This window comes from Sphingomonas sp. Leaf208 (genome assembly GCF_001421415.1).
GTDB lineage: Bacteria > Pseudomonadota > Alphaproteobacteria > Sphingomonadales > Sphingomonadaceae > Sphingomonas.
In genome coordinates this window covers 360966-383058 of the sequence record NZ_LMKH01000023.1, presented here as the reverse complement: position 1 = coordinate 383058, position 22093 = coordinate 360966, and the positions used below count along the sequence as shown (strand labels likewise).

At 65.2% G+C, this 22093-nt stretch carries 18 protein-coding genes; 9 read left to right on the top strand and 9 right to left on the bottom strand.

Annotation, left to right across the window (positions count from 1 at the left end):
- The first annotated feature begins 1 nt into the window (after position 1).
- From ASE69_RS11725 to ASE69_RS11715, 3 genes are all read left to right on the top strand, one after another.
- A complete protein-coding gene (locus ASE69_RS11725; protein ID WP_056486624.1) occupies positions 2-1156 on the top strand; it encodes a DUF1501 domain-containing protein in 1155 nt (384 codons plus the stop codon).
- Positions 1157-1397: 241 nt separating this feature from the next.
- On the top strand, positions 1398-3122 hold the full coding sequence (gene argS, locus ASE69_RS11720) for an arginine--tRNA ligase (protein WP_056486621.1): 1725 nt from the start codon (positions 1398-1400) through the stop codon (positions 3120-3122).
- Complete coding sequence (locus ASE69_RS11715; RefSeq protein WP_056486618.1) at positions 3122-3841, top strand: SPOR domain-containing protein; 720 nt, start codon at positions 3122-3124, stop codon at positions 3839-3841. The genes argS and ASE69_RS11715 overlap by 1 nt, the downstream gene beginning before the upstream one ends.
- 665 nt (positions 3842-4506) lie before the next feature.
- Here the strand turns inward: ASE69_RS11715 and ASE69_RS11710 are convergent.
- Both ASE69_RS11710 and glpD read right to left on the bottom strand, forming a co-directional pair.
- Positions 4507-4776: a hypothetical protein gene (locus tag ASE69_RS11710; RefSeq protein ID WP_056486616.1), complete on the bottom strand. Its 270-nt coding sequence runs from the start codon at positions 4774-4776 to the stop codon at positions 4507-4509.
- 66 nt (positions 4777-4842) lie between these two features.
- Positions 4843-6318 (bottom strand): glycerol-3-phosphate dehydrogenase, encoded by a 1476-nt coding sequence (gene glpD / locus ASE69_RS11705; RefSeq protein WP_056486613.1) that lies wholly within the window; start codon positions 6316-6318, stop codon positions 4843-4845.
- Between the two features lie 52 nt (positions 6319-6370).
- Between glpD and ASE69_RS11700 the strand changes: the two genes are divergently transcribed.
- From ASE69_RS11700 to ASE69_RS11690, 3 genes are read left to right on the top strand one after another with little or no spacing between them, the layout of a single operon-like run.
- Positions 6371-8683 (top strand): ribonuclease R family protein, encoded by a 2313-nt coding sequence (locus ASE69_RS11700; RefSeq protein ID WP_056486610.1) that lies wholly within the window; start codon positions 6371-6373, stop codon positions 8681-8683.
- A 50-nt stretch (positions 8684-8733) separates the two neighbouring features.
- On the top strand, positions 8734-9030 hold the full coding sequence (locus ASE69_RS11695; RefSeq protein WP_056486607.1) for a hypothetical protein: 297 nt from the start codon (positions 8734-8736) through the stop codon (positions 9028-9030).
- Positions 9020-9361 carry a hypothetical protein gene (locus tag ASE69_RS11690; RefSeq protein ID WP_156362308.1) on the top strand — a complete coding sequence of 114 codons (342 nt, stop codon included), beginning with the start codon at positions 9020-9022 and terminating at the stop codon, positions 9359-9361. The genes ASE69_RS11695 and ASE69_RS11690 overlap by 11 nt, the downstream gene beginning before the upstream one ends.
- Here ASE69_RS11690 and ASE69_RS11685 read toward each other — a convergent pair whose 3' ends face one another.
- Positions 9362-10519, bottom strand: a complete 1158-nt coding sequence (locus ASE69_RS11685) for a saccharopine dehydrogenase family protein (protein ID WP_056487061.1) — start codon at positions 10517-10519, stop codon at positions 9362-9364.
- Between the two features lie 49 nt (positions 10520-10568).
- Between ASE69_RS11685 and ASE69_RS11680 the strand changes: the two genes are divergently transcribed.
- The gene (locus tag ASE69_RS11680; protein ID WP_235518559.1) at positions 10569-10967 is read left to right on the top strand and encodes a TfoX/Sxy family protein; all 399 of its coding nucleotides are present in this window, start codon (positions 10569-10571) and stop codon (positions 10965-10967) included.
- Here ASE69_RS11680 and ASE69_RS11675 read toward each other — a convergent pair.
- Positions 10964-12739 carry an ABC transporter transmembrane domain-containing protein gene (locus tag ASE69_RS11675; protein WP_056486601.1) on the bottom strand — a complete coding sequence of 592 codons (1776 nt, stop codon included), beginning with the start codon at positions 12737-12739 and terminating at the stop codon, positions 10964-10966. The two genes, ASE69_RS11680 and ASE69_RS11675, sit on opposite strands and share 4 nt — an antisense overlap.
- 162 nt (positions 12740-12901) lie before the next feature.
- On the opposite strand from ASE69_RS11675, the gene ASE69_RS11670 reads away from it, so the two are divergent.
- Complete coding sequence (locus ASE69_RS11670; RefSeq protein ID WP_056487055.1) at positions 12902-14134, top strand: polyhydroxyalkanoate depolymerase; 1233 nt, start codon at positions 12902-12904, stop codon at positions 14132-14134.
- A gap of 121 nt (positions 14135-14255) precedes the next feature.
- Here the strand turns inward: ASE69_RS11670 and ASE69_RS11665 are convergent, their stop codons facing one another.
- Positions 14256-14738, bottom strand: coding sequence for a pyridoxamine 5'-phosphate oxidase family protein (locus ASE69_RS11665; protein ID WP_056487052.1), 483 nt, complete (start codon positions 14736-14738; stop codon positions 14256-14258).
- 230 nt (positions 14739-14968) lie between these two features.
- Here ASE69_RS11665 and ASE69_RS11660 point away from each other — a divergent pair, with 230 nt between their 5' ends.
- Positions 14969-16009 (top strand): cupin-like domain-containing protein, encoded by a 1041-nt coding sequence (locus ASE69_RS11660; protein WP_056486598.1) that lies wholly within the window; start codon positions 14969-14971, stop codon positions 16007-16009.
- Positions 16010-16204: 195 nt separating this feature from the next.
- Here the strand turns inward: ASE69_RS11660 and ASE69_RS11655 are convergent, their stop codons facing one another.
- From ASE69_RS11655 to ASE69_RS11640, 4 genes are read right to left on the bottom strand one after another with little or no spacing between them, the layout of a single operon-like run.
- Entirely contained in the window at positions 16205-17692 is a 1488-nt protein-coding gene (locus ASE69_RS11655) for a tryptophan halogenase family protein (RefSeq protein ID WP_056486596.1), read from the bottom strand.
- Positions 17689-19206 (bottom strand): tryptophan halogenase family protein, encoded by a 1518-nt coding sequence (locus tag ASE69_RS11650; RefSeq protein ID WP_056486593.1) that lies wholly within the window; start codon positions 19204-19206, stop codon positions 17689-17691. Before ASE69_RS11650 ends, ASE69_RS11655 begins: the two co-directional genes overlap by 4 nt.
- Positions 19203-20603 (bottom strand): tryptophan 7-halogenase, encoded by a 1401-nt coding sequence (locus ASE69_RS11645; RefSeq protein WP_056486588.1) that lies wholly within the window; start codon positions 20601-20603, stop codon positions 19203-19205. The genes ASE69_RS11650 and ASE69_RS11645 overlap by 4 nt, the downstream gene beginning before the upstream one ends.
- Complete coding sequence (locus ASE69_RS11640; protein WP_235518556.1) at positions 20600-22090, bottom strand: tryptophan halogenase family protein; 1491 nt, start codon at positions 22088-22090, stop codon at positions 20600-20602. The genes ASE69_RS11645 and ASE69_RS11640 overlap by 4 nt, the downstream gene beginning before the upstream one ends.
- Between the last annotated feature and the right edge of the window lie 3 nt (positions 22091-22093).

The following is a 22093-nucleotide window of genomic DNA, read 5'->3' as shown; positions in this document are numbered from 1 at the left end:
CATGCTCGACCGTCGTTCCTTTCTCTCGACCGGGACGCTTGGCGTCCTGGCGTCCGCCTTCGCACCGCGCATCGCCTTTGCGCGCGCGGCGACCGACAAAAGGTTTGTGTTCATCATCCAGCGCGGCGCCGCCGATGGTCTCGGCACGATCGGCGCGGTCGGCGATCCGGCGTTTGCAGGCGTGCGCGGCGATCTCGCGGCGGACTTCGCCACGGGCGTCAAGCTCGACGGCATGTTCACGCTGCACCCGGCAATGACCGCGAGTGCCGGGCTCTACAAACAAGGCCAGGCGCTGTTCGCGCACGCGATCGCGTCGCCCTACCGCGATCGCTCGCATTTCGACGGCCAGAACGTGCTCGAGACGGGGGGCGCGAGTGCGTACCAGGTCCGCGACGGCTGGCTGAACCGGCTGCTCGGCGTGCTGCCCGCGGACGAGGCGCGCGCTATCGCGGTCGCGGCGACCGTGCCGATGGCGCTGCGGGGGCGGCGCGAGGTGGCGTCTTATGCGCCGTCGAGCCTGCCCGACGCGTCCGACGACCTGCTGCAACGCGTCGCAATGCTCTACGACGGTGACCAGCAACTCCACAGCCTTTGGAGCGAGGCGATGGCGACGCGGCAACTCACCAGCGATCTCGCGCAGGACGGCGGGCGCAATGCCGCTGCGACGGGTGCGCTCGCCGCGCGGTTGCTCAAGCCCGACACCGGCGCGCGGATCGCGATGATCGAGACCGGCGGCTGGGACACGCACACCGGCCAACGCGGCCGCCTCACCGCGCAGTTGAAGGGCCTCGATGCGATGGTCGCGTCGCTACACGCGGGGCTGGGGCCGTTATGGGCCGACACCATGGTGCTTGTCGCGACCGAGTTCGGACGGACCGTCGCGGTCAATGGGACCGGGGGGACGGATCATGGCACCGGCACGTCTGCGATGCTGTTCGGCGGCGCCGTGAAGGGGGGAAGGGTGGTTTCGGACTGGCCGGGCCTCGCACCTGCTGCGCTTTATGAGGCACGCGATCTGAAGCCGACGATGCAGCTCGATGCGTTTATCGGCGGTGCGGTCTCATCGCATTTTGGCGTCGAGCCGGATCGGGCGATGGCGGCGTTGTTTCCTGCTAGCGCGAAGACCGCTGCGATCGAGGGGTTGGTTCGGGTTTGAGGTTCGTCCCCGTTTCCCTAGGTTCTCGTCTCAATACACTTCTGTTCCCTCGCGAACGCGGGGGGCCAGGATCTCGGGCGGTACCTGCGGTTTAGCTGGGCCCCCGCGTCCGCGGGGGAACCATTGAAGCTCTCCATTGTGGCGGACGGGATCCGCCTGCTGCCCCCTCCGACGGGATTAAAATTGAGCGCCGCGCCGCGATGGTCTAGAGCGCGCGTTTCCTTGACGTACCGGGACTGCCATGACGCTCTACACCCGTTTCGCCGCGCATATCGATGCGGCGCTCGACACGCTGACCGCGGCGGGCACGCTGCCGGCGGGTCTCGACCGCAAGAACGTCACGGTCGAGCCGCCGCGCGACACCAGCCACGGCGATCTCGCGACCAACGCCGCGATGGTGCTCGCGAAGCCCGCCAAGACCAATCCGCGCGTGCTCGCCGATGCGCTGGTCGTCGAACTGTCGAAGCTCGAGGACGTCGCCTCGGCGAGCGTCGCGGGCCCCGGCTTCATTAACATGAAGCTGACCGACGACGCCTGGCGTGCCGAACTCGCCGCGATCCCCGAGGCTGGTGCCGATTACGGCCGGTCGAAGCAGGGCGACGGGATCACCGTCAACATCGAATATGTGTCGGCCAACCCGACAGGCCCGATGCACATGGGCCATTGCCGCGGTGCGGTCGTGGGCGATGCGCTCGCCAGCCTGCTCGAATTCGCCGGTCACAAGGTGATCCGCGAATATTACGTCAACGATGCCGGCGGCCAGGTCGACGTGCTCGCGCGCTCGGTCCACCTCCGTTACCGCGAAGCGCTCGGCGAGACCGTCGAGATCCCCGAGGGCCTGTATCCCGGCGATTATCTCGTTCCCGTCGGCCAGTCGCTCGCGAAGGAGTTCGGCGACCGCTACGTCGGCGCGCCCGAGAGCGAATGGCTGGTTGTCTTCCGCACCCAGGCGGTCGCGGCAATGATGGTGATGATCCGGGCCGATCTGGCTTTGCTTGGGATCGAACACGAGGTGTTCGCGTCCGAAGCCGAACTGCAAGCCGCGAAGAAGCCCGAAGCGGCCGAGGCGGAACTGCGTGCGCGCGATCTCGTCTATGACGGCGTGCTCGAGGCGCCGAAGGGCGAGACGCCCGACGATTGGGAGCCGGTCGAGCTGCCGCTGTTCCGCTCGTCGCAGTTCGGCGACGACCAGGATCGCCCGATCAAGAAGTCGAACGGATCCTGGACTTATTTCGGCGCCGATCTCGCCTATCATTTCCAGAAGAGCCAGAGCGCCGATCAGCTGATCGACATCTGGGGCGCGGATCATGGCGGCACGGTCAAGCGGATCGTCGCGGCAGTGGCGGCGCTGACCGGCGGCAAGACGCGGTTCGACGTCAAGCTCGTCCAGATGGTCCGGCTGCTGCGCAACGGCGAGCCGGTCAAGATGTCGAAGCGGTCGGGCAATTTCGTCACGCTGGCCGATGTCGTGCGCGAGGTCGGCAAGGACGTCGTGCGCTTCACGATGCTGACGCGCCGGTCCGATGCGCAGATGGATTTCGACTTCGCGAAAGTGGTCGAGGCGTCGAAGGACAACCCGGTTTTCTACGTCCAGTACGCGCACGCTCGTATCGCATCGCTGCATCGGCGCGCGGAAGAGGCGGGAATCACGCCTATTTCCGCCGATTTGTCCCGGCTTGATACGGACGAACTGGCACTCGTGCAGCTCGCGGCGCAGTTCCCGCGGCTTGTCGAGATCGCTTCGACGGCGCGTGAACCGCATAGAATTGCGTTCTATCTCTACGACTTGGCAGCTGCGTTTCATGCGCTGTGGAATGTCGGGAACGACCGTCCCGATCGTCGCTTCCTGGTGATCGAGGATCCACAGGCGACCGCGGCACGGCTTTTCCTAGCGTCCGCTATAGGGCAGATTATTCATAACGGCCTCGCCATCATGGGTGTCGAAGCGGTTTCGGAGATGAAGTGATGGCCGAAGACATGGATCTGCGTGAGGAAGACCGGCTCCCCTGGCTCGAAACCGTCGAGCCGGACGAGCAGGAAACCGTCGGCATCGGCCGCGTCATCGCGCTCGTCGTGCTCGGCTTGGCCATCCTCGCGGCGATCATCTTCGGCATCTACAAGGTGCAGCAGCGCGCGCCGACCGGCGACGGCCAGCTGATCGCCGCGCAGGAAGGCGACTACAAGGTCAAGCCCGACGATGCCGGCGGCCTGAAGGTCAAGGGCGAAGGCGACTCGGCGATCGCGACCAGCGCGGGCAAATCGGGCAACGGCGCGATCGACCTGCGCGGCGTGCCGGAAGCACCGGTCGCGGGCAAGCGTGCGGTTGCGGCCAAGCCCGATGACGCCGCGGGGCGCAATGCGGTCGCGCAGGTTCCGGCCTCGGGTGGTCGACTGGTCGCTGCGGCACCCTTGGCACCATCGAAGCCCAATGGTGCCGGCACGGCTACCGGCGGGTCGCTGGTCCAGCTTGGTGCCTATCCCAGCGAGGCCGTCGCCAACGCCGCCTGGGCGAACTTCTCGAAGCGGTTCGCGTATGTCGGCGCGCTAGGGAAGTCGGTCCAGCCGGTCGCAGCCGGTGGCCGCACCCTGTATCGCCTGCGCGTGAATGCGGGCAGCGCGAACCAGGCGGCCGATATCTGCGGCCGTTTGCGCGTCGCCGGCGAGACGTGTTTCGTCGCGAGCTGATCGCGAAGCGGTAGAGCGGGGACGAGGCTCGCAGCAATCGCGCTAGCGGTTGCTCGCCTGCTTTGCGCCTCGTTGATACTTCGTTTGTTAGCGCACCGGTCGGCGGCCTACGCGCCTCGCGACCTTGAATGGCGCGGGGCGATTAACTCCGACGAACAGCTCCCTCAGGAGAGAGCGCTACTAGGAGTAAGGCCACAATTTTGGTGTGAGACGGGGGCCAGTTCGTGGAGCCTGTCACGTCGACGGTTAGCTATCGCAGACTTAGCGGGACGTCGGTGGCCGACACGGGATAGAGAGCGATGATGGTGGTCGCACCGACTGCTTCTTGGAAATGCGCGCGTAACGGTAGTAACGGCGGCGGCAATCAGCACTTTCGGTGAAGTGACGTAGCGACCCCTACAACGAACACGACGTCGAACGGTTCTTCAGCAACCGCTCTCATCGTACGGCCCTTCGGGTACTAGAATCGAGAACAGCAGACTATCGCGTCGCTGCATCTCGCGAGTCGCTCCCCATCAGAGGTCAACGCCGAGGGTTACACACCAAGCCGTGCTGCCCTCGGCATTGCGAGGCTAACGTTCCAGCTTGGTTCGTCAGATCCACACTTCCTTCAACGCAAACCGCGCAATGCGACCATTTCGCCGTCTCGCGCGCAACGCATGGACTCAGATCGAGCGGCGGTGCTTTCCGCCGTACTTGCGGCCGATATAATCGCCAATCTGCGCCACTTCGGTAGCGGCTGCTCGTGCGCCGTTCATCTGGCAGGGAAGCGGATCGCTCGCATGATCGCTCGCGCGGCGTTTCACCGTGTCGCACAGTTCCTCGATGTCCGCGCGCGACAGGATGTTCTTCTCGCGCAACAGACAGATCAGGCTTTGCAGGATCACCAGGTTCTTGTCTTCGGGATCGGTTTGGAGGTCCGGGTATGTGGCCATTGGAGGTTTCCTCGATGGATATGCCGCGAGGATATGCTCAATCCTAAAACATGCAAGCCCCTACGCTTACGAGGGGAATGCCGTGGTCCACCATGTCCCGAATGCGTCCGTCTCCGCGCGGTTCAAGGTCAGTCCGATCTTGCTGCGACGCATTAATGCATCTTCGGGTATCCTCGCCCATTCGCGATCGTACATCCAGCGCGCTTCGATCTCCGTCAGGCCACCGCCAAGGTCCGCGCCGAGGCCTGCTGCGTCGGTGACACCCGCGAGCATGCCGTCGAGTAAAGTCCCGTAAGCATGCGCCATCCGTTCGCTTCGGGCATTGCCGAGAAACGGCCATCGCGCGCGGACCTGCGCGAGATAGGTCGCAAAAGGTGGGATGGCGCCCCCAGGGAAAGCACGGTCGCGAGTGATCTGGCGGACGGTCGTACCCAGCGCGGGGGCAATCTTTGCGAGCGCTTCCTCGGCGAGATGGCGAGCCGTCGTGATCTTGCCGCCGAACACGGACAACAGAGGCGCCGCGCCCGTATCGCCGAGCGTGTCGAGTTCGAGGACATAGTCGCGCGTGACCGCCTTCGCCTCGCTGGCGCCGTCGTCGTAGAGCGGGCGCACGCCGGACCACGTCGAGGTGACGTCGGCAGGGGTGATCTGACGCGTGAAGTGCTGGTTCGCGGCGTCGCAGAGATACGCGATCTCGCCCGCGTCGATTACCGCGTCTTCGGGCCGGTCGACGGGAATGTCGGTTGTGCCGATCTCGGTCTGCCCCTGATACGGGATCGCGAAGACGATGCGGCGGTCGGCGAGTTGCAGAATATAGGCGTGGTCGCCCTCGTACAGTCGGGGCACGACGATGTGACTGCCCTTGACCAGCCGGACGCCGGCGCTGGCATTGATGCCGAGCCTGCCCAGCAATTCGGCGACCCACGGGCCGGCAGCGTTGACGAGCGCCCGCGCAGTGACGTCGCGGCCGTCGGATAGGGTTGCGCGCCATAGTGCGCCGTCACGGCGAGCGGCGACGAGTTCGGTGCGGACTGCGATCTCTGCACCGTTGGCGTGCGCGTCCATCGCATTCAGCACCGTAAGGCGGGAATCGTCCACGAACGCGTCGGAATAGACAAAGCCGCGCGCGCCGTTCTTCAGCGGCGCAGTGTAGGTGGTATCGCTCCTGCGCAGGCCGCGCGATCGTTTCAGCGTCATGCGGCCGCCGAGCCAGTCGTAGAGGTACAGGCCGAGACGGACCATCCACCAGGGCCGCACCGCATTCTCGTGCGGCAGGACGAAGCGCATAGGGCTGATGATGTGCGGCGCGGCCTTCACCAGGCGTTCGCGTTCGCGCAGTGCTTCGGCGACCAGCTTGAAGTCGTAATATTCGAGATAGCGCAGTCCGCCATGGATCAGCTTGGTCGAGGCGGACGAGGTCGCGCCGGCGAGGTCGCCCTTCTCGACGAGCAGGACCGACAGGCCGTTCAGTGCCGCCTCGCGGGCGATCGCGGCGCCGTTGATGCCGCCGCCGACGATGAGGATGTCGTAACTTTGCGTCATGTCCGTAGCTTAGCCGTTTGGTAATGGCGGGCCTACCGACTATCTCTGTACCATGTACAAACCAAAAGCCGGTCTTCCCACGCGCGAGCAGATCCTCGACTTCATCGCCACTTCCGACGTGCCTGCGGGCAAACGCGAGATCGCCAAGGGCTTCGGGCTCAGCGCGCAGGACAAGATCGGGCTCAAGGCTTTGCTCAAGGACATGGCCGACGAGGGGTTGATCGACAGCGCTCCAGGCCGCGCGTTCCACAAGATGGGCGGCATCCCGAAGGTGACGGTGCTGCGGATCGCGGACGTCGACGACGGCGGCAACGTCTGGGCGGTTCCCGAGCGCTGGGAGGCGGAAGGTGTGCCACCGCCGCGGTTGCGCGTGCGCGAACGCAAGCGTGGTGCGCTTGGGGTCGGTGAGCGAATTCTTGCGCGAACGGAGGAGGCTGGGAACGGCTGGATCGCGCATCCGATGAAGGTGCTTGCGCCGGCATCCGAGCAGGTGCTCGGCGTGTTGCGCGAAGAGGCCGGACGCCTCTGGCTGACGGGTGTCGACAAGCGCGAGCGGCGTGAGTTCGCCGTGGCGGATGCGGGTGGTGCGGCGCCGGGTGATCTCGTGCTGGCGGAATTGGCGGGGAAGCCGCCCAAGATCGCCGCCCGTGTCGTGCAGAAGCTGGGTGATCCGTTCGCGGCACGTAGTTTCTCGCTGATCGCGATCCACAAGCTCGGCATTCCGGATGTGTTCTCGCAGGAGGCGCTCGACGAGGCGGAGCGGGTTTCGAAACTTCCGTTGGGGGAGGGCCGAGAGGATTTGCGCGACCTGCCGATCGTCGCGATCGACCCCGAGGATGCGCGCGATCACGACGATGCGGTGTGGGCTGAGGCGGACGATGATCCGTCGAATGCCGGCGGGTGGAAGGCGATCGTCGCGATCGCGGACGTCAGCTTCTATGTCCGACCGAAGTCCGAGGTCGATCGCGAGGCTCGGCGGCGCGGGAACTCGGTGTATTTCCCCGACCGCGTAGTGCCGATGTTGCCGGAGATTCTCTCCGCGGAGGTGTGCTCGCTGAAGGAAGGCGCGGACCGTGCAGCGCTCGCGTGCCATCTGCGGATCGGCAAGGACGGCTCGCTCAAGTCGTGGCGGTTTACGCGCGCGGTGGTGCGGATCGCGGCGAACCTGGCGTATGAGGAGGCGCAGGCGATCATCGACGCCTCCTCCCCTCCCTCCGTGCGGGAGGGGTCGGGGGAGGCCGGTGCCGCGCTCGACCCGGCTAGGGGTCATGAAGCGCCCCCCCCGACCCCTCCCGTAGACGGGAGGGGAGATATGTTGGGCGTGCTACAGCCGCTTTGGGCCTGCTGGCACGCGCTTGCGAAGGCGCGCGACGCACGCGCACCGCTCGATCTGGACCTCCCCGAACGGCGTGTGGTGCTCGACGAGCAGGGGCGGATCATGTCCGTTTCCCCGCGCGAACGCCTCGACGCTCACCGGCTGATCGAGGATTACATGATCGCCGCCAACGTCGCCGCCGCCAAGGCACTGGAGGCGAAGAAGGCCCCGGTCATGTACCGCATCCACGAGCCACCGAGCCGCGAGAAACTGGCGGCGCTCAAGGAATATCTCGAGACGTTCGACGTGCCGTTCGCGCTCGGGCAGGTCGTGCGGCCGGCCACGTTCAACCATATCATCGAGCGGATCGGCGATGCGGATTTCCGTCCGCAGGTGATGGAGCAGATCCTTCGCACCCAGACCCAGGCCTATTATGCGCCCGGCAATCACGGGCATTTCGGGCTCAGTCTCGGCAGCTACGCGCATTTCACCTCGCCGATCCGGCGTTATGCCGATCTGCTCGTCCACCGTTCGCTGGTCTCGGCGTACGGCCTTGGCGAAGGCGGGCTGCCGGCGGACGATGCGGCCAACATGGAGTCGGTCGGCGAGATCATCAGCCGGCTCGAACGTCGCGCGATGGAGGCCGAGCGCGACACGACCGACCGCTACGTCGCGGCGTTCCTGTCCGAGCGCGTCGGCCAGGTGATGGACGTGCGGATCACCGGCGTCACCAATTTCGGTTTCTTCGCGACGGTCGAGGGGATCGGCGGCGATGGCCTGATGCCGGTGCGCGATCTGGGCGGCGAATATTTCCGCTTCGACGAGGGCGCGCGGACGCTGACCGGGGAGCATAGCGGCGACGTCTTCGCACAGGGTCAGACGCTGGAGTTGCGGCTGGCGGAGGCGAACCCGGTGTCGGGCGCGCTACGCTTCGAGATGCCCGAGGGGAAGGGTGCGGCCCAGCCTCCGCGTGGCGGACGCAAGCCGGTGCGCGAGATCAAGCGGCGTGGTCGCCCAACGAACATCCGCCATCAGGGCAAGCGGCGTTAGGAATTGCGCAAACCCCCCTCGCTATGCGAGATCGGCGCGGGGGGAAGAGTATGCGGGGACTTATTCTAGGCCGATCGCGTCGACGGATCGTCAAGGATTTCGTCGCGGCACGGGCCACGTCGGCTGATCGTGCGATCGCCTATGTAGCGAAGGACGCACGGATATTCCGCCAACTTCGCGTCTATGGCGCGATCGTCGACGACGGGGCCGGGCGCTATCATCTTGATGCGCGAAAGCTCGGCGCATTTCGCGCTTCGGTGCGACTTCGAGCCGCAGCGATCGTCGGGGTATCGGGCGTCGCTGCAAGCGTTGCGGCTGCGGCGACGGTCTTCACGCTTGCCGAATAAGCTCTCGCCGGAAAGGCCAAGCCCAGCCGGCATGCCGATGGCGTTGCGGCCGCATCGGATCCGCGGAGTCATCCCAGCGCTGTTACTGGCGCGACACGCGATCGCGCCCGACGATGCGATCGCCTTCCTACCGCGTGACGCTCGGGAGCAGGCGACGTTCGATCGGCTACGCGCCAACGGCATCGTCCGCGAAACCGCACCAGGCCGTTTCTTTTTCGATCTCGACGCGCATTATGCCGCCGTCGAGCGACGCCGACGTCTCGCTGTGCCGATCGCGATCATCGTGTCAGTGCTGATCGCCTGGATCGCGACGCGGTTCTTTCGCGGTTGATCACCCGACCGTGAAGGTCAGCCCCGCCTTCGCCACCAGCCGATGGCGCAGTTTCGCCCCCATCAGTGCCCCCGGTGTCCAGATCCCGCCATCGCCTTGCACGTCCTGGACGAGGCACAACGCGGCCTCGGCGATCATCTTGCTGGTCGAGCCGTAGCCGGGATCGCGGTCGCCGGTGACGATCGCGTCGATCCGCTCGCCATCGGGCATGATCCCGGCAAAGAGCAGGTCGTAATGGCCGGCATCGCGCTCCTCCTTCGAGGGGCCTTCACCGGGTTTCGGCCCCTTGTCGCCCGAGAATGGATTGAACTTGGCGATCGCCTCCGCAGCGACCTTGCCGAGATCGCCCAGTCCCGCGACCATCATCTCGTCATAGACGAAGTCCGCGCCATAGGCCTCGCCGAGCAGGAAATTGGTGCGGTGGACGTTCTTGGTGTTGATCGGCGCCATCACGAACGGCGCGACCCAGGCCGAGATGGTCGTATCGTATTCGGGGAGCAACCCGGTCGGCTGGTGCGGTCCGTGGAAGCCGGGGGTCAGCGCGAACGGGCTGGTCAGCAGCTTGACGATGCCCGGATCGCGTGCGGCGGCGGCGAGCGTCGCCTTTAGGCTGGCAGCAGTGCCACCCGAGAACGTTCCCTGCATTTTCCGCACGCGGCCTTTCACACGAGGTGCGGGCATGCCGTATTTGGCCTTCGCTGCATCCTGCAATGTCAGCACGCCGAGATCGAATGGGATCGAGTCGAACCCGCAGGAGAACACGATCCGCGCACCGGTCCGCGTCGCTTCGCCCTCATGCGCGTCGATCATGTGACGCATCCACGCGGGCTCGCCGCACAGGTCGACATAACCAGTGCCGGTCGCGGCGCACGCGGCGACGAGGTTGGAGCCGTACAGCTGGTACGGTCCCACCGTCGAGATGACCACGGTGGCACGTTCGGCCATCGCGCGGAGGCTGGCGGGATCGTCCGAGTTGGCAGCGATCAGCGCCGTCTCGGCAGGCGCGCCGATCAGGTCGCGGACCTTTTGCAACTTCGACAGCGAACGCCCGGCCATCGCCCACCGAACGCCAGTCGGATAGGTCTGGACGAGATACTCCGCCACCAGCCGTCCGGTGAACCCGGTCGCGCCGTAGATGACGATGTCGAAGTCGCGCATATCCATCTCCTGTTTTGTCGAGTTTGCGCGCGCGGTCATGGCATCGCAAGTGAAACGCCGTCGCGGCATGCGCCTCGCTATCGTCGTGCCGATCTGCGAGGATTACGATATGGCATGCGATCCAAAAACCGTCGCGTTTATCGTCGAACAGCTCGCCGCGGCGGGCGATGTGTCAGCAAAGCCGATGTTCGGCGAATACGGCGTCTATTGCGACGGCAGGATGGTCGCGCTGATCTGCGACGACCAGCTTTTCGTGAAGCCGACACCGGGCGGCCGCGCGTTCGCAGGCGCGATCGACGAAGCGCCGCCCTATCCCGGCGCGAAACCGTGCCTGCTGGTCGATGCCGATCGCTGGGACGATGCCGACTGGCTGGCCGAGCTCGTCCGCATCTCGACCGCGGAACTGCCGATGCCGAAACCGAAAAAGCCCAAGTCCAAGAAGGTCTAGGCGGCCTCGTTGAACTGCAGGCTCGCCAGGCGCGCGTAGAGCCCGCTGTTGGTCATCAACGACCCGTGCGAGCCCTCCTCGACGATCTGGCCGTCGCTCATAACGATGATCCGCTCTGCCGCGCGTACGGTCGCTAGGCGGTGTGCGATGACCAGCGTAGTGCGGTTCGTCATGAGCCGCTCGAGCGCCTCCTGCACGAGCCGCTCGCTCTCGGCATCGAGCGCACTGGTGGCCTCGTCGAGCAGCAGGATCGGCGCATCGCGGAGCAGCGCGCGAGCGATCGTAACGCGTTGACGCTGACCACCCGACAGCCGTGCGCCGCCTTCGCCTAGGAACGTGTCTAGGCCTTCGGGAAGTTTGCGTAGGAACTCGGCGGCATTGGCGGCTTCGGCGGCGGCCCAGAGCTGGTCGTCGGTTGCGGACCAGTCGCCGTAGCGGAGGTTGTCGCGGGCCGAGGCGCCGAAGATGATCGTCTCCTGCGGGACCATCGCGATGCGGGCGCGAACCTCGGCCGGATCGGCATCGCGCAGGTCGATGCCGTCGAGCGTCACGCGGCCGGCGTCGGGGTCGTAGAAGCGCTGGACCAGCTGGAAGAGCGTCGTCTTGCCCGCGCCCGAGGGGCCGACCACGGCGACCGTCTCGCCCGGCTTCACGTCGAGCGAGAAGCCGTTAAGCGCGGCGACGTCGCGGCGCGTTGGGTAGTGGAACTGCACGCCCTCGAACGCGAGCGCGCCGCGTGGCGGCTGGGGCAGGGCGATCGGGTTGGCTGGTGCGGCGATCTCGGGTCTTTCGCGGAGCAGCTCCGATAGGCGTCCGGCCGCGCCGGCGCCGCGTAACAGGTCGCCATAGACTTCGGTCAGTGCGCCGAACGCGCCCGCGACGATGCCGCCGGTCAGCACGAAGGCGGCGATCGCGCCGCCGCTGATACGGCCCGCGGCGACGTCGATCGCGCCTTCCCACAGCACCAGGGTGATCGACCCGAATACGAGGCCGATTACGATCGCCGTCATCAACGCGCGCAACAGGATGCGCGCGCGCGCCGCAGCGAAGGTTGCGCCGACCGCGTCTGCGAAGCGCCTTGCCTCGCGATCCTCTTGCCCGAATGCTTGGACGACCTTCATCGCGCCGAGCGTTTCGGTTGCAATGGACCCGACATCCGCGACGCGATCCTGCGAGGTGCGCGAGTAATTCCGCACGCGCTTGCCGAGGATCGCGATCGGCAGGATGATCAGCGGGATGCCGATCATCAGCATACCCGCAAGCTTCGGCGAGATCGCGAACAGGTAGATTAGCCCGCCGATCCCGGTGAACGTGTTGCGCAACGCCATCGAGACCGTGCTGCCGACGACCTGTTCGATCAAGGCGGTGTCCGACGTGAGACGGGATGCAATTTCGGAGGGGCGGTTTTCCTCGAAGAATCGCGGGGTCAGGCTCAACAGATGACGCTGCACGTTGGTGCGTATATCCGCCACGACTCGCTCGCCGAGCCAGGACACGTAATAGAAGCGGACCGCCGTCGCGAACGCCAGCACGATGACGATCATCAACAGATAGTGGAACGAACTGGCGACCGATGCTCCCGCACCGGGGCCGAAGCCGCGATCGATGACGCGTTTGAACCCGTAGGGAATGCCGATCGTCGCGGCCGACGTCATCATCAGCGCGAGCCCGGCAAAGGCGATCTGGCGGGGATATCGGGAGGCGTGACGCCACACCATCGCGAGATCGCCGATCCGGCGGGACGTCTTCTCTTCGGGTATCGGCTTGGCCATGCGCGGTGCCTAGCAGTGGCGGGGGTGGCGCTCAACGAGAACCGGGCGTCGCATAGGGCGGTGATCCAGTCGCGCGGGACCGAGCGGCGGTCGATCGCGCGTTGCACTGCGGCAAAATTGCGTTACCACCGTGCAAAGCCCGATGAGGCGAGAGGATACCGCATGCTCTACGATGCCTATGAATTCCAGCGTTCGATGATGGCCGGCGCCAGCAAGATGGCGAGCTTCGGCGCGGATATGCTCAACAATCCGGCAAACCCGTTCGCCTATTTGGGCGGCGGCACGGTCGTCGCATCGGCGCTCGAAGTGTTCGCACACGCGAATGCAACGCGGGGAAAGCCTGCCTTTGGTCTCGACACGACGACGATCGACGGCCGCGAGGTCGCGGTGCGCGAGGAGATCGTGCTGCGGAAGGACTTCGGACAGTTGAAGCGTTTCGTGCGCGAGGGTGTCGAGGGCGGTCCAAAGCTGCTGATCGTCGCGCCGATGTCCGGCCATTACGCGACCTTGCTGCGCGGGACGGTCGAGCGGATGCTGCCGTTCGCCGACGTCTACATCACCGACTGGCGCGATGCGCGCAGCGTGCCGCTCTCGGCGGGGCGGTTCGATCTCGACGACTACATCGATTATCTGATCGAATATCTGGAGACGATCGGCGCGAACGAAGGGCAGGGGGGCACGCACATGCTGGCCGTCTGCCAGCCCTCGGTTCCCTGTTACGCCGTCGCCGCACTGATGAGTGCGGACAAGAACCCGTGCCGTCCCAAGACGCTGACGATGATGGGTGGTCCCGTCGATACGCGCGAGGCGCCGACCGCGGTGAACACGCTGGCGACCGAGCGGCCGCATGCGTGGTTCGAGCAGAACGTCATCGCGACCGTGCCGGGCAATTATCCGGGTGCGGGTCGGAAGGTGTATCCCGGCTTCCTGCAGCTTGCAGGGTTCATGTCGATGAACCTCGGTAACCACATGGTTTCGCATTGGGAAATGTATAAGCATCTGGTCCAGGGCGACGGCGAAAGCGCGTCGCAGAGCCAGGATTTCTACGAGGAATACCGGTCGGTCTGCGACATGACCGCGGAATTCTATCTCCAGACGATCGACGTGGTATTTCAGAGCCATGCGCTGCCGCGAGGGATCATGACGCATCGCGGTCGGCTGGTGGATCCTGCGGCGATCACCGATGTCGGCCTGCTCGCGGTCGAGGGTGAGCGCGATGATATTTCGGGGTTGGGGCAGACCAAGGCGGCGCTCACGCTAGCGACTGCGCTGCCGGACGAGAAGAAGCGCTACCTGATTGCGGAAGGGGCCGGGCATTACGGCATCTTCAATGGCTCGCGCTGGCGGGAGAAGATCGCGCCGGTGGTCGAGGAATTTATCACCGCGAACGGGTGATATCCCGCCGCCACCGTCACTCCGCAAAATTTGCGCGGTCGGTCCACTACCACCACTCACCCGTCACCCCAGCTTTCGCTGGGATGCCGGAGAGGGGTGTAGGTGAGGTCGGATATTGACCTTACGCGATCGAGTTCACCACCGCGTGGCTGCTCGACTCGTCCGAACGGATCGTGCCGCCGAACAGCATCTTGAGGCGACCGCCGATCGAGATATCGGTTTCCCATAGCTCGGCGCTGTCGATGTCGAAGCGCAACAGCGTCAGGTTGGGGTCTTCCTTGCCGCCCGGAAACCATGCCTCGACCTGGTTGTTCCAGAGCTTGTCGATCTCGGCGCGATCGTTCGACGTCGAGACGCTGCCCGCCATGCAGGCGAAGAAGTCATGGCCCTTGCCGACGAACTGCGCCATCGCCGCGCCGCCCTTTGCGATGCGATTGTCGCGACCGGCGAAGAAGAACAGCGTGTTGGGCTGATCGTCGTCGATCTGCGCGGTCATCGGCTCGGAATGCTGGCCATCGTGGAGGCCGATCATCACGAACGGGCTGGCCTTCAGCTTGTCGATGAACTTCGCTGCGACTTCCTGCGAGGTATCCTTGTCGGCCATCGTCATTCTCCTATTGGCTTGGATTGCCACTGAGAACGGGTGGGGCGGGGGTTGGTTGCGCAGGATCTGCGGTCGGCACACGCGCTGCTTCCGGATAAAACCGTGGCCAACGCGCCATGTCGACGATTGCTGCGGTTCTGCAGCACCACGAAAAATACGGTGAATTCGATTTGCCGATCCATGCCTCAAACAGGATTTAGTGAGGCGCATCTTACTGCTATTGCAGGACTATGGAGAGTATTCATTCCGCCGTAACGGACGTTCGCGTCGAAGAGCGTGCCGTCGTCGACGCTCAGACCTTCGCTACCGAAGTGGCGGGACGCTCTACCCCGGTGGTGTTGCGCGGGCAGGTTGCCCACTGGGCCAGCGTGCGGGCGGCGGAAGGTGGCGACGACGCGACCGCAACGTATCTGGCCGGCCTCGGTGATGGCGGCAAGCCGATGGACGTGCTGATCGGTGGTCCCGAATTCGGTGGCCGCTTCTTCTATCGCGGCGATAATCTGGAAGGCTTCAACTTTCACCGCGAGAAGGCCCCGTTGGCGGTCTTGCTCAGCGAATTGTTGCGGCTGTCCAGCGTGCCCGTGGAAAAGCGGCATTTCTTGTATGCCAACGCGGCAACCGCACCGGAGCATTTGCCGGGATGGTTGGCAGCCAATCCGATCAACCTCCCGCTCGGCGGAGCGACGCCAAGGCTGTGGATAGGCAACGGATCGCAGACCGCGACACATTATGACGGCTCGACGAACCTTGCCTGCGTAGTCGCCGGCCGACGCCGCTTCACGCTGTTCCCGCCGGACCAAGTCGGCAATCTGTATATCGGACCACTCGACCGGACGCTGGCGGGACCGCCGTCCAGCATGGTAGATCCATTGGCGCCGGACCTGCACCAGTTTCCGCGGTATGCCGAGGCGCTACGTCATGCACTGGTCGCCGATTTAGGGCCGGGTGATGCGTTGTTCATCCCGGCGATCTGGTGGCATCACGTCCAGGCGTTCGGGACGCTCAATGTGTTGTGCAATTACTGGTGGGCGTTCGACCCGACGGTCTCGGCGTTTCACGCGATGGTTCATGCCATGATGGCGGTGCGCGATCGCCCGCCGGCGGAGAAGGCGGGGTGGCGAGCCTGGTTCGAGCATTATGTGTTCGGCGACGATGCTGCGGCAGCCGGCGATCATCTCCCCACGGCAGCGCGGGGCGTACTCGGCCCAGCCTCGCCAGATCGTACCGAACGGATTCGCGGCTATCTGTTGAAAGCGCTCCAGCGACGCTGACCGGGTGCCCTCGATGAGGGCGGCCTAGGCAGGCGGTGGGCTGTAGTTGGTCGCCTTGCCGCCGTCATCGACGATGCTCGGGACGACCGGACGTCTTGCGTACACGTTCGGGACCGTCGAAACGCAAGCGGTGCCGGTCGAGTTTAGTCGCGGCCACAACGACGGTGAGCGGCATGGGCATCAGCCGATACTGGTTTACGCCAACCTGGCGAGCGCATGGGCATGGGATGGCATATGCGTCAGTGAAGTAGCGACTACGCGTTCGATCTGAGCCAACCGATTGGCGGCGGTCTCGATCGGTATGCCGTCGCAGATCGGATCGTAGCCTGAGACCGGGGCGTTCTGTCCGGTCAACACAGCGAGCCAGCTAGTTTCATTGAACAGTTCGTCGGCCTCTCGAAAGATGCGGCCGCCGGCGCGAAACAATGCAAGCTTTTCGGCCAAGCCTTCCGGGATCGCTGCTGCTGCGCGGTCGCGCCAGAAGGGTTCTGCGCGCGCATTCAAATGGTAATGTGCGACGAGGAAGTCTCGGATGCGAGTATATTCCGCGGTCATGATGCGGTTGTAGCGCTCGACCAATGCCGGGGCGGGAGGGGCGCCCGTCGGCAACATCCTGAGCAGATGCTGCAATCCGCTTTGCACCAGATGAATGCTGGTGGATTCAAGGGGCTCCATGAATCCCGCGGACAGCCCCAGGGCGATGCAGTTGCCGCTCCAGAAGCGATTGCGATGGCCCGTTGCGAAGCGGATCACGCGAGGTTCGGCCAGCGCCTCGCCGTGCAACCCGGCCAACAAGGTCGCAGTCGCCTCGTCCTCGCTCATGTGGCGGCTCGAGAAGACATGGCCGTTGCCGGTGCGGTGCTGCAACGGGATACGCCAGCGCCAGCCGGCACGCTCGGCGATCGCCCGGGTGAGCGGCAGCGGTGCGGCGTCGGCAACCGAGGGTACTGCGACGGCGCGGTCGCAAGGGAGCCATTCGGACCAGTCGGTCCATCCTGCCTCCATTGCGCCTTCGATCAAAAGTGCGCGAAAGCCGGAGCAGTCGAGGAACAGGTCGCCTGCGATGCGGCTACCGTCTGCGAGATGGACGGCCGCGATACCCGCCGGGCCGCGCTCGACGCGTTCGACCAGCCCTTCGTGGCGGACGACGCCGTATGCCTCGGCCTGCGTGCGCAGGAATGCCGCATAGCGCCCGGCGTCGAAATGATAGGCATAGCCGATCCGCGACAGGGGTGAGTTTCCATTTGCGATCGGCCGCGAGAAACGGCCGGCCTCCGCTGCGCATGCCTCGAGCGAATAGGCGGCCAGTGGGGCTGCTGCGCCTGCCTGGAGCGCACGCAACCATTGCGCCGCGAACGGCACGCCGGCGATGTCGGTACCGGTCTGGCCGAACGGATGGACATAGGACTCATCCGGACGCGTCCAGCCTTCGAAGCGGATGCCGAGCTTGTAGCTGCCGCCGGTCGCGCGGAGGAAGGCATCCTCGTCGATCCCGAGCATCGCGTGGAAGGTACGGATCGGCGGGATCGTCGCTTCGCCCACGCCGACCGTGGCGATGTCGTCCGACTCGATCAGCGTCACGCGCGTGCCGGCGGGACCAAGCAGCCGTCCGAACGCGACCGCCGCCATCCATCCCGCAGTACCGCCACCGACAATCGTTACCGATCGTAGAGCGTCGGTCATGCGCGCACGCGTGCCGGGCTGGTTCGGGCGAGATAGTCTTCGTGGTGCGGCATCCGGGCTGCGGCGTCGGCGAACATCACGCGCAACCGATCAAACCGTGCGTCTACGTCGCGCGCGTCGACCGTATCGGCAAGACGGTCCCAGCCCTCGGGAACGATGCCTTGCCCCAGCAACACTGCGACCCAGCTTGCTTCGGCGAACAGATCGTCCTCCCATCGGAACAGCCGTCCGCGACGTCGCCACAGGGCAATCTTCTCGGCGAGACTATCTGGAATCGCCCGCGCTCCGGCCTCGCGCCAGAACGGAGAGTCGGTCCGGCGGGTCGCATGATAGTGAAGCACGAGAAAGTCGCGAACCTGGTCAAACTGCGTCTCGGCGAGACGATTATAGGTATCGATCTCGACCGGCGAGAAACCCTGGTCGGGGAACAACGCCAGCAGCTTCGAGATACCAGTCTGCACCATATGAATACTGGTCGATTCGAGCGGCTCGGTGAAGCCGGAGGCGAGGCCAAGCGCGACGACGTTGCCTATCCATTGTTTTCGGCGCCGCCCGGCTGTGAAGCGAAGAACGCGAGGGTCGGCAAGCGGCGGCCCATCGACGCCGTCGAGCAAGGTCGCGGCGGCCTCGTCGTCCGAGCAATGCGCGCTGCTGTAGACATAGCCGTTGCCGGTGCGGTGTTGCAGCGGAATGCGCCATTGCCATCCGGCTTCGCGCGCGGTCGAGCGGGTGTACGGCGTGATCGCGGTGCCGATATTGGCGGTCGGCATCGCGACGGCGCGGTCGCAGGGCAACCAGCGCGTCCAGTCCTCGTAACCGGCACCGAGTGCCTGCTCGATCAGCAAACCGCGGAAGCCCGAGCAGTCGAGGAACAGGTCGCCTTCGATCCGGCGGTCGCCGGCGAGCGTGACATGACGGACGTGCCCGGTATCGCCGTCAAGCGCGACATCGCCGATCTCGCCCTCGATCCTCGTGACGCCGTCGCGTTCCGCACGACCTCGCAGGAATCGGGCATAGAGGCCGGCATCGAAATGATAGGCATGCGCCATCTGCGACAATATCGATGCCGGGTCGGGCGAGGGGGGTGCGAACCGCCCGGCCCGCGCGGCAACCGCGCACAGCGAGTAGGCGTCGATGTCCTCGACCACGCCTGCGGCTCGGCGACGTCGCCAATGTTGGTGGAAGCGGACGCCCTCAATATCGAAGCCGAACCCGCCAAACGGGTGGAGATAGCGTTCGCCGATCGCACCCCAGTCGACGAACTCGATGCCGAGCTTGAAGCTGCCTGCCGTCGCCGCCAGAAACGCCGCTTCGTCGATGCCGAGCATCGCGTTGAAGGCCCGGATCGGCGGGATAGTCGCTTCGCCGACACCGACGGTGCCGATCGTATCGGACTCGATCAGGGTCACGCTGGCGCCCGTCGGGATCAGTCGTGCCAGCGCGGCGGCCGCCATCCAGCCCGCGGTGCCGCCGCCGACGATGACGATGCGACGGATAGGTGAATCCAGCGTCATGCGGCAGCCAGTTCGGCCATGGCGTGCGCGTAAGGCGGAAGCGCACGGACCTGCGCGATGATCCGCGCTCGATGATCGGCAAAATGCTGCTGGATCGTTGCCAGGGGTAACGTATCGGCGCGCGCGTCGTACCGCCGTGGCACTTGGCCCATCGCGTCGAACATCGCGGCCCAGTCCTCCTCTTCGAACGGTTCGTCGTCGAACATCGGCAGACGTCCGCGCGCAGCAAACAGAGTACGTTTCGCCTCGACGGCATCGGGAAGCATCATGTCGCCGGGCTCGTCTCTGGATGCACCCACGCCACGGCCTGCGGCCTTCTGTGCGATGATGAAGTTGCGGGCGCCCGTCATGGCGTTTGCCGTAAATCGATTGAACGCCTTGGCTTCGACAGGCGCTCGCCGTTCAGCGGGCCAGAGTTGGATGAGTTGCGCCAGCGACCGCAGCAGCACGGTCAGCGCGGTTGGGTGCAGTGGCTCGATGAGACCGGCAGCGGCGCCGAGGGCAATGCAGTTGCCGCGCCACGCCTCGACGCGGCGACCGGCGCGGAACGGCGTGCCCTCGCCACCCGCGGCGCAGGTCAAGCGCACGTCGGCGCCACCGAGCGGCCAGGTTGCGGTCCAGCCCGAACCCTGCGCATCGACTTGCGTATAGGGTGGCGGTGCGCCCGCTGCTGACACCGTTTGCGTATGCGTTCGGTCACACGGCAGCCAAGCCGACCAATCCTCGAATGCCGGCGCCGTCCGGCTCGCGATGCGCGCGCTGCTGCCGGAACAGTCTAGCACTAGCAGCGGTGCGATATCGGTGCCGTCCGCCATTTTCAGCGTCTCGACGATGCCGCTTGCGTCGATCTGCGCGTGGGCAAACGGTGTGTTCGCGCACGAGGCACCGAAGTTGAGCGCGGCCGCGCGTAGCACCGCGGTGTAGCGTTCGACTGGCAGATGCAACGCATGCGCGATCGGGGCGTCGAGAGCGAACCGGCCGGACTGTGCGGCAACGGCAGACAGGGCATAGTCGGCCAGACGGACATGGATCCCGTCCTTGCGCAGCCGGCCGGCAAGCTGGTGGAACGCAATACCCTGAAGCGGCGCGCCCGTTTCGCCGTACGACAGGAACGCCGCGGCACCGTCCTTGCGCCAGCCACCGAAAGCGACCCCGAGCGCATGGCCTCCGCAGGTTGCGCGGACAAGTGCCGCCGGCTTGATACCGAGATCGGCGTGAAACCCGCCAAGCGCCGGCGGCACCGCGATTACCGGCGCAAAATCGCCGATTCCGTCGCTCGTCGTGCCATCGTCGATCACAACTATTCTGTAGCGTTCACGAGGCAGGCGACGGGCGAGCGCCGCGGCGGCCATCCAGCCGCATAGATTTGCGCCGAGGATTGCGACGGTCTGGCTCATGCCGCGGCCTTGATTCGTGCTATATAGTCTTCGTGCAACGGCATTGTCTTGGCTGCACTCGCACAGGCGGCGGCGACCTTGGCGACATGAGCGTGCGACGTCGCCATCGGCATATCCGCTATCAGCGGATTCACGCGGTCCGGCATGATGCGTTGGCCGTAATAGACGGCAAGCCAACTCGCCGGCAGGAACATGCCCTCTCGATAGGATGCGACGATGCCCCGCTCGCGGAATTCGGCGATCTTCTCGGTCAGCGACGAGGGCAGGGTCATGGTTCGCATGTAGCGCCAGAACGGCGTATCGTCGCGTTCCGTGGCACAGTAGTGCAGCACCAGGAAGTCACGGACCCGGTCATATTCGAGCGCCATCGCGCGGTTGAATTCCGCCGCATCGGCGGGATCGAACACTCCACCCGATGGGAACAGTTCGATGAGCTTGCCGATCGCAAGCTGGATCAGGTGGATACTCGTCGATTCGAGTGGTTCGAGAAACCCCGCGGACAAGCCGATCGCGACGCAATTCCCAACCCATTGTAGGTCTCGCCGGCCCGTCCGAAAGCGCAGCATGCGCGGTTCGGCAAGCGCCTCACCCTCCAGGTTATCCATCAACACCGCACGTGCGGTTTCCGGGTCGGTGAACCGTGTCGAGAAGACATGGCCATTCCCCGTTCGATGCTGCAGCGGGATGCGCCATTGCCATCCTGCTTCACGCGCGGTTGCCCGGGTGTACGGCGTCAATGCGCCGGCATTGGCGGTCGGAACGGCCCATGCGGCATCGCACGGCAACCAGTGCGACCAATCCTCATATTTAACCTTGAGTGCGCCATCGATCAGGAGTGCGCGAAAGCCGGAACAGTCGATGAACAGGTCACCCGCGATCCTCCGACCATCGGCAAGGCGAACGGCTTCTATACTGCCCGCGCTCTGCTCGACCGCATCGACGCGTCCTTCGATCCGGACGACCCCGCGCGCCTCGGCATAGTCCCGTAGATAGGCCGCGTAGAGCGTCGCATCGAACTGATAGGCGTAGGAATAGGTCGACCTGATCGAGCGCTGGTCCTCGAGCGGCGGCGTAAAACGATTGTCCCGTGCGGCGACGATCGGCAGCGAGCAGTCTTCCAGCGTCGGTAAGCCGTCAGTGTCACCGCGCGACGCGTGGGCCCAATACTGGTGGAAAGGCAGGCCATCGATGTCGTGCCCGAAATCGCCAAAGGGATGGGTGTAGCTGTCGCCGATACGGCCCCAATCGCGAAATTCGATGCCAAGCTTGTACGTCGCATTTGTACGACGAATAAAGTCGGCTTCGTCGATACCCAATCTTTGATTAAAGAATCGGATGTGAGGAACCGTCGCTTCGCCGACGCCGACTGTGCCGATCTCTTCGGACTCGATCAGGGTTACGTCGGCAAGCCGGCCGGCGAAACTCATGGCCAATGTTGCCGCGGTCATCCAACCAGCGGTACCGCCACCAACGATTACCACTTGCATCCG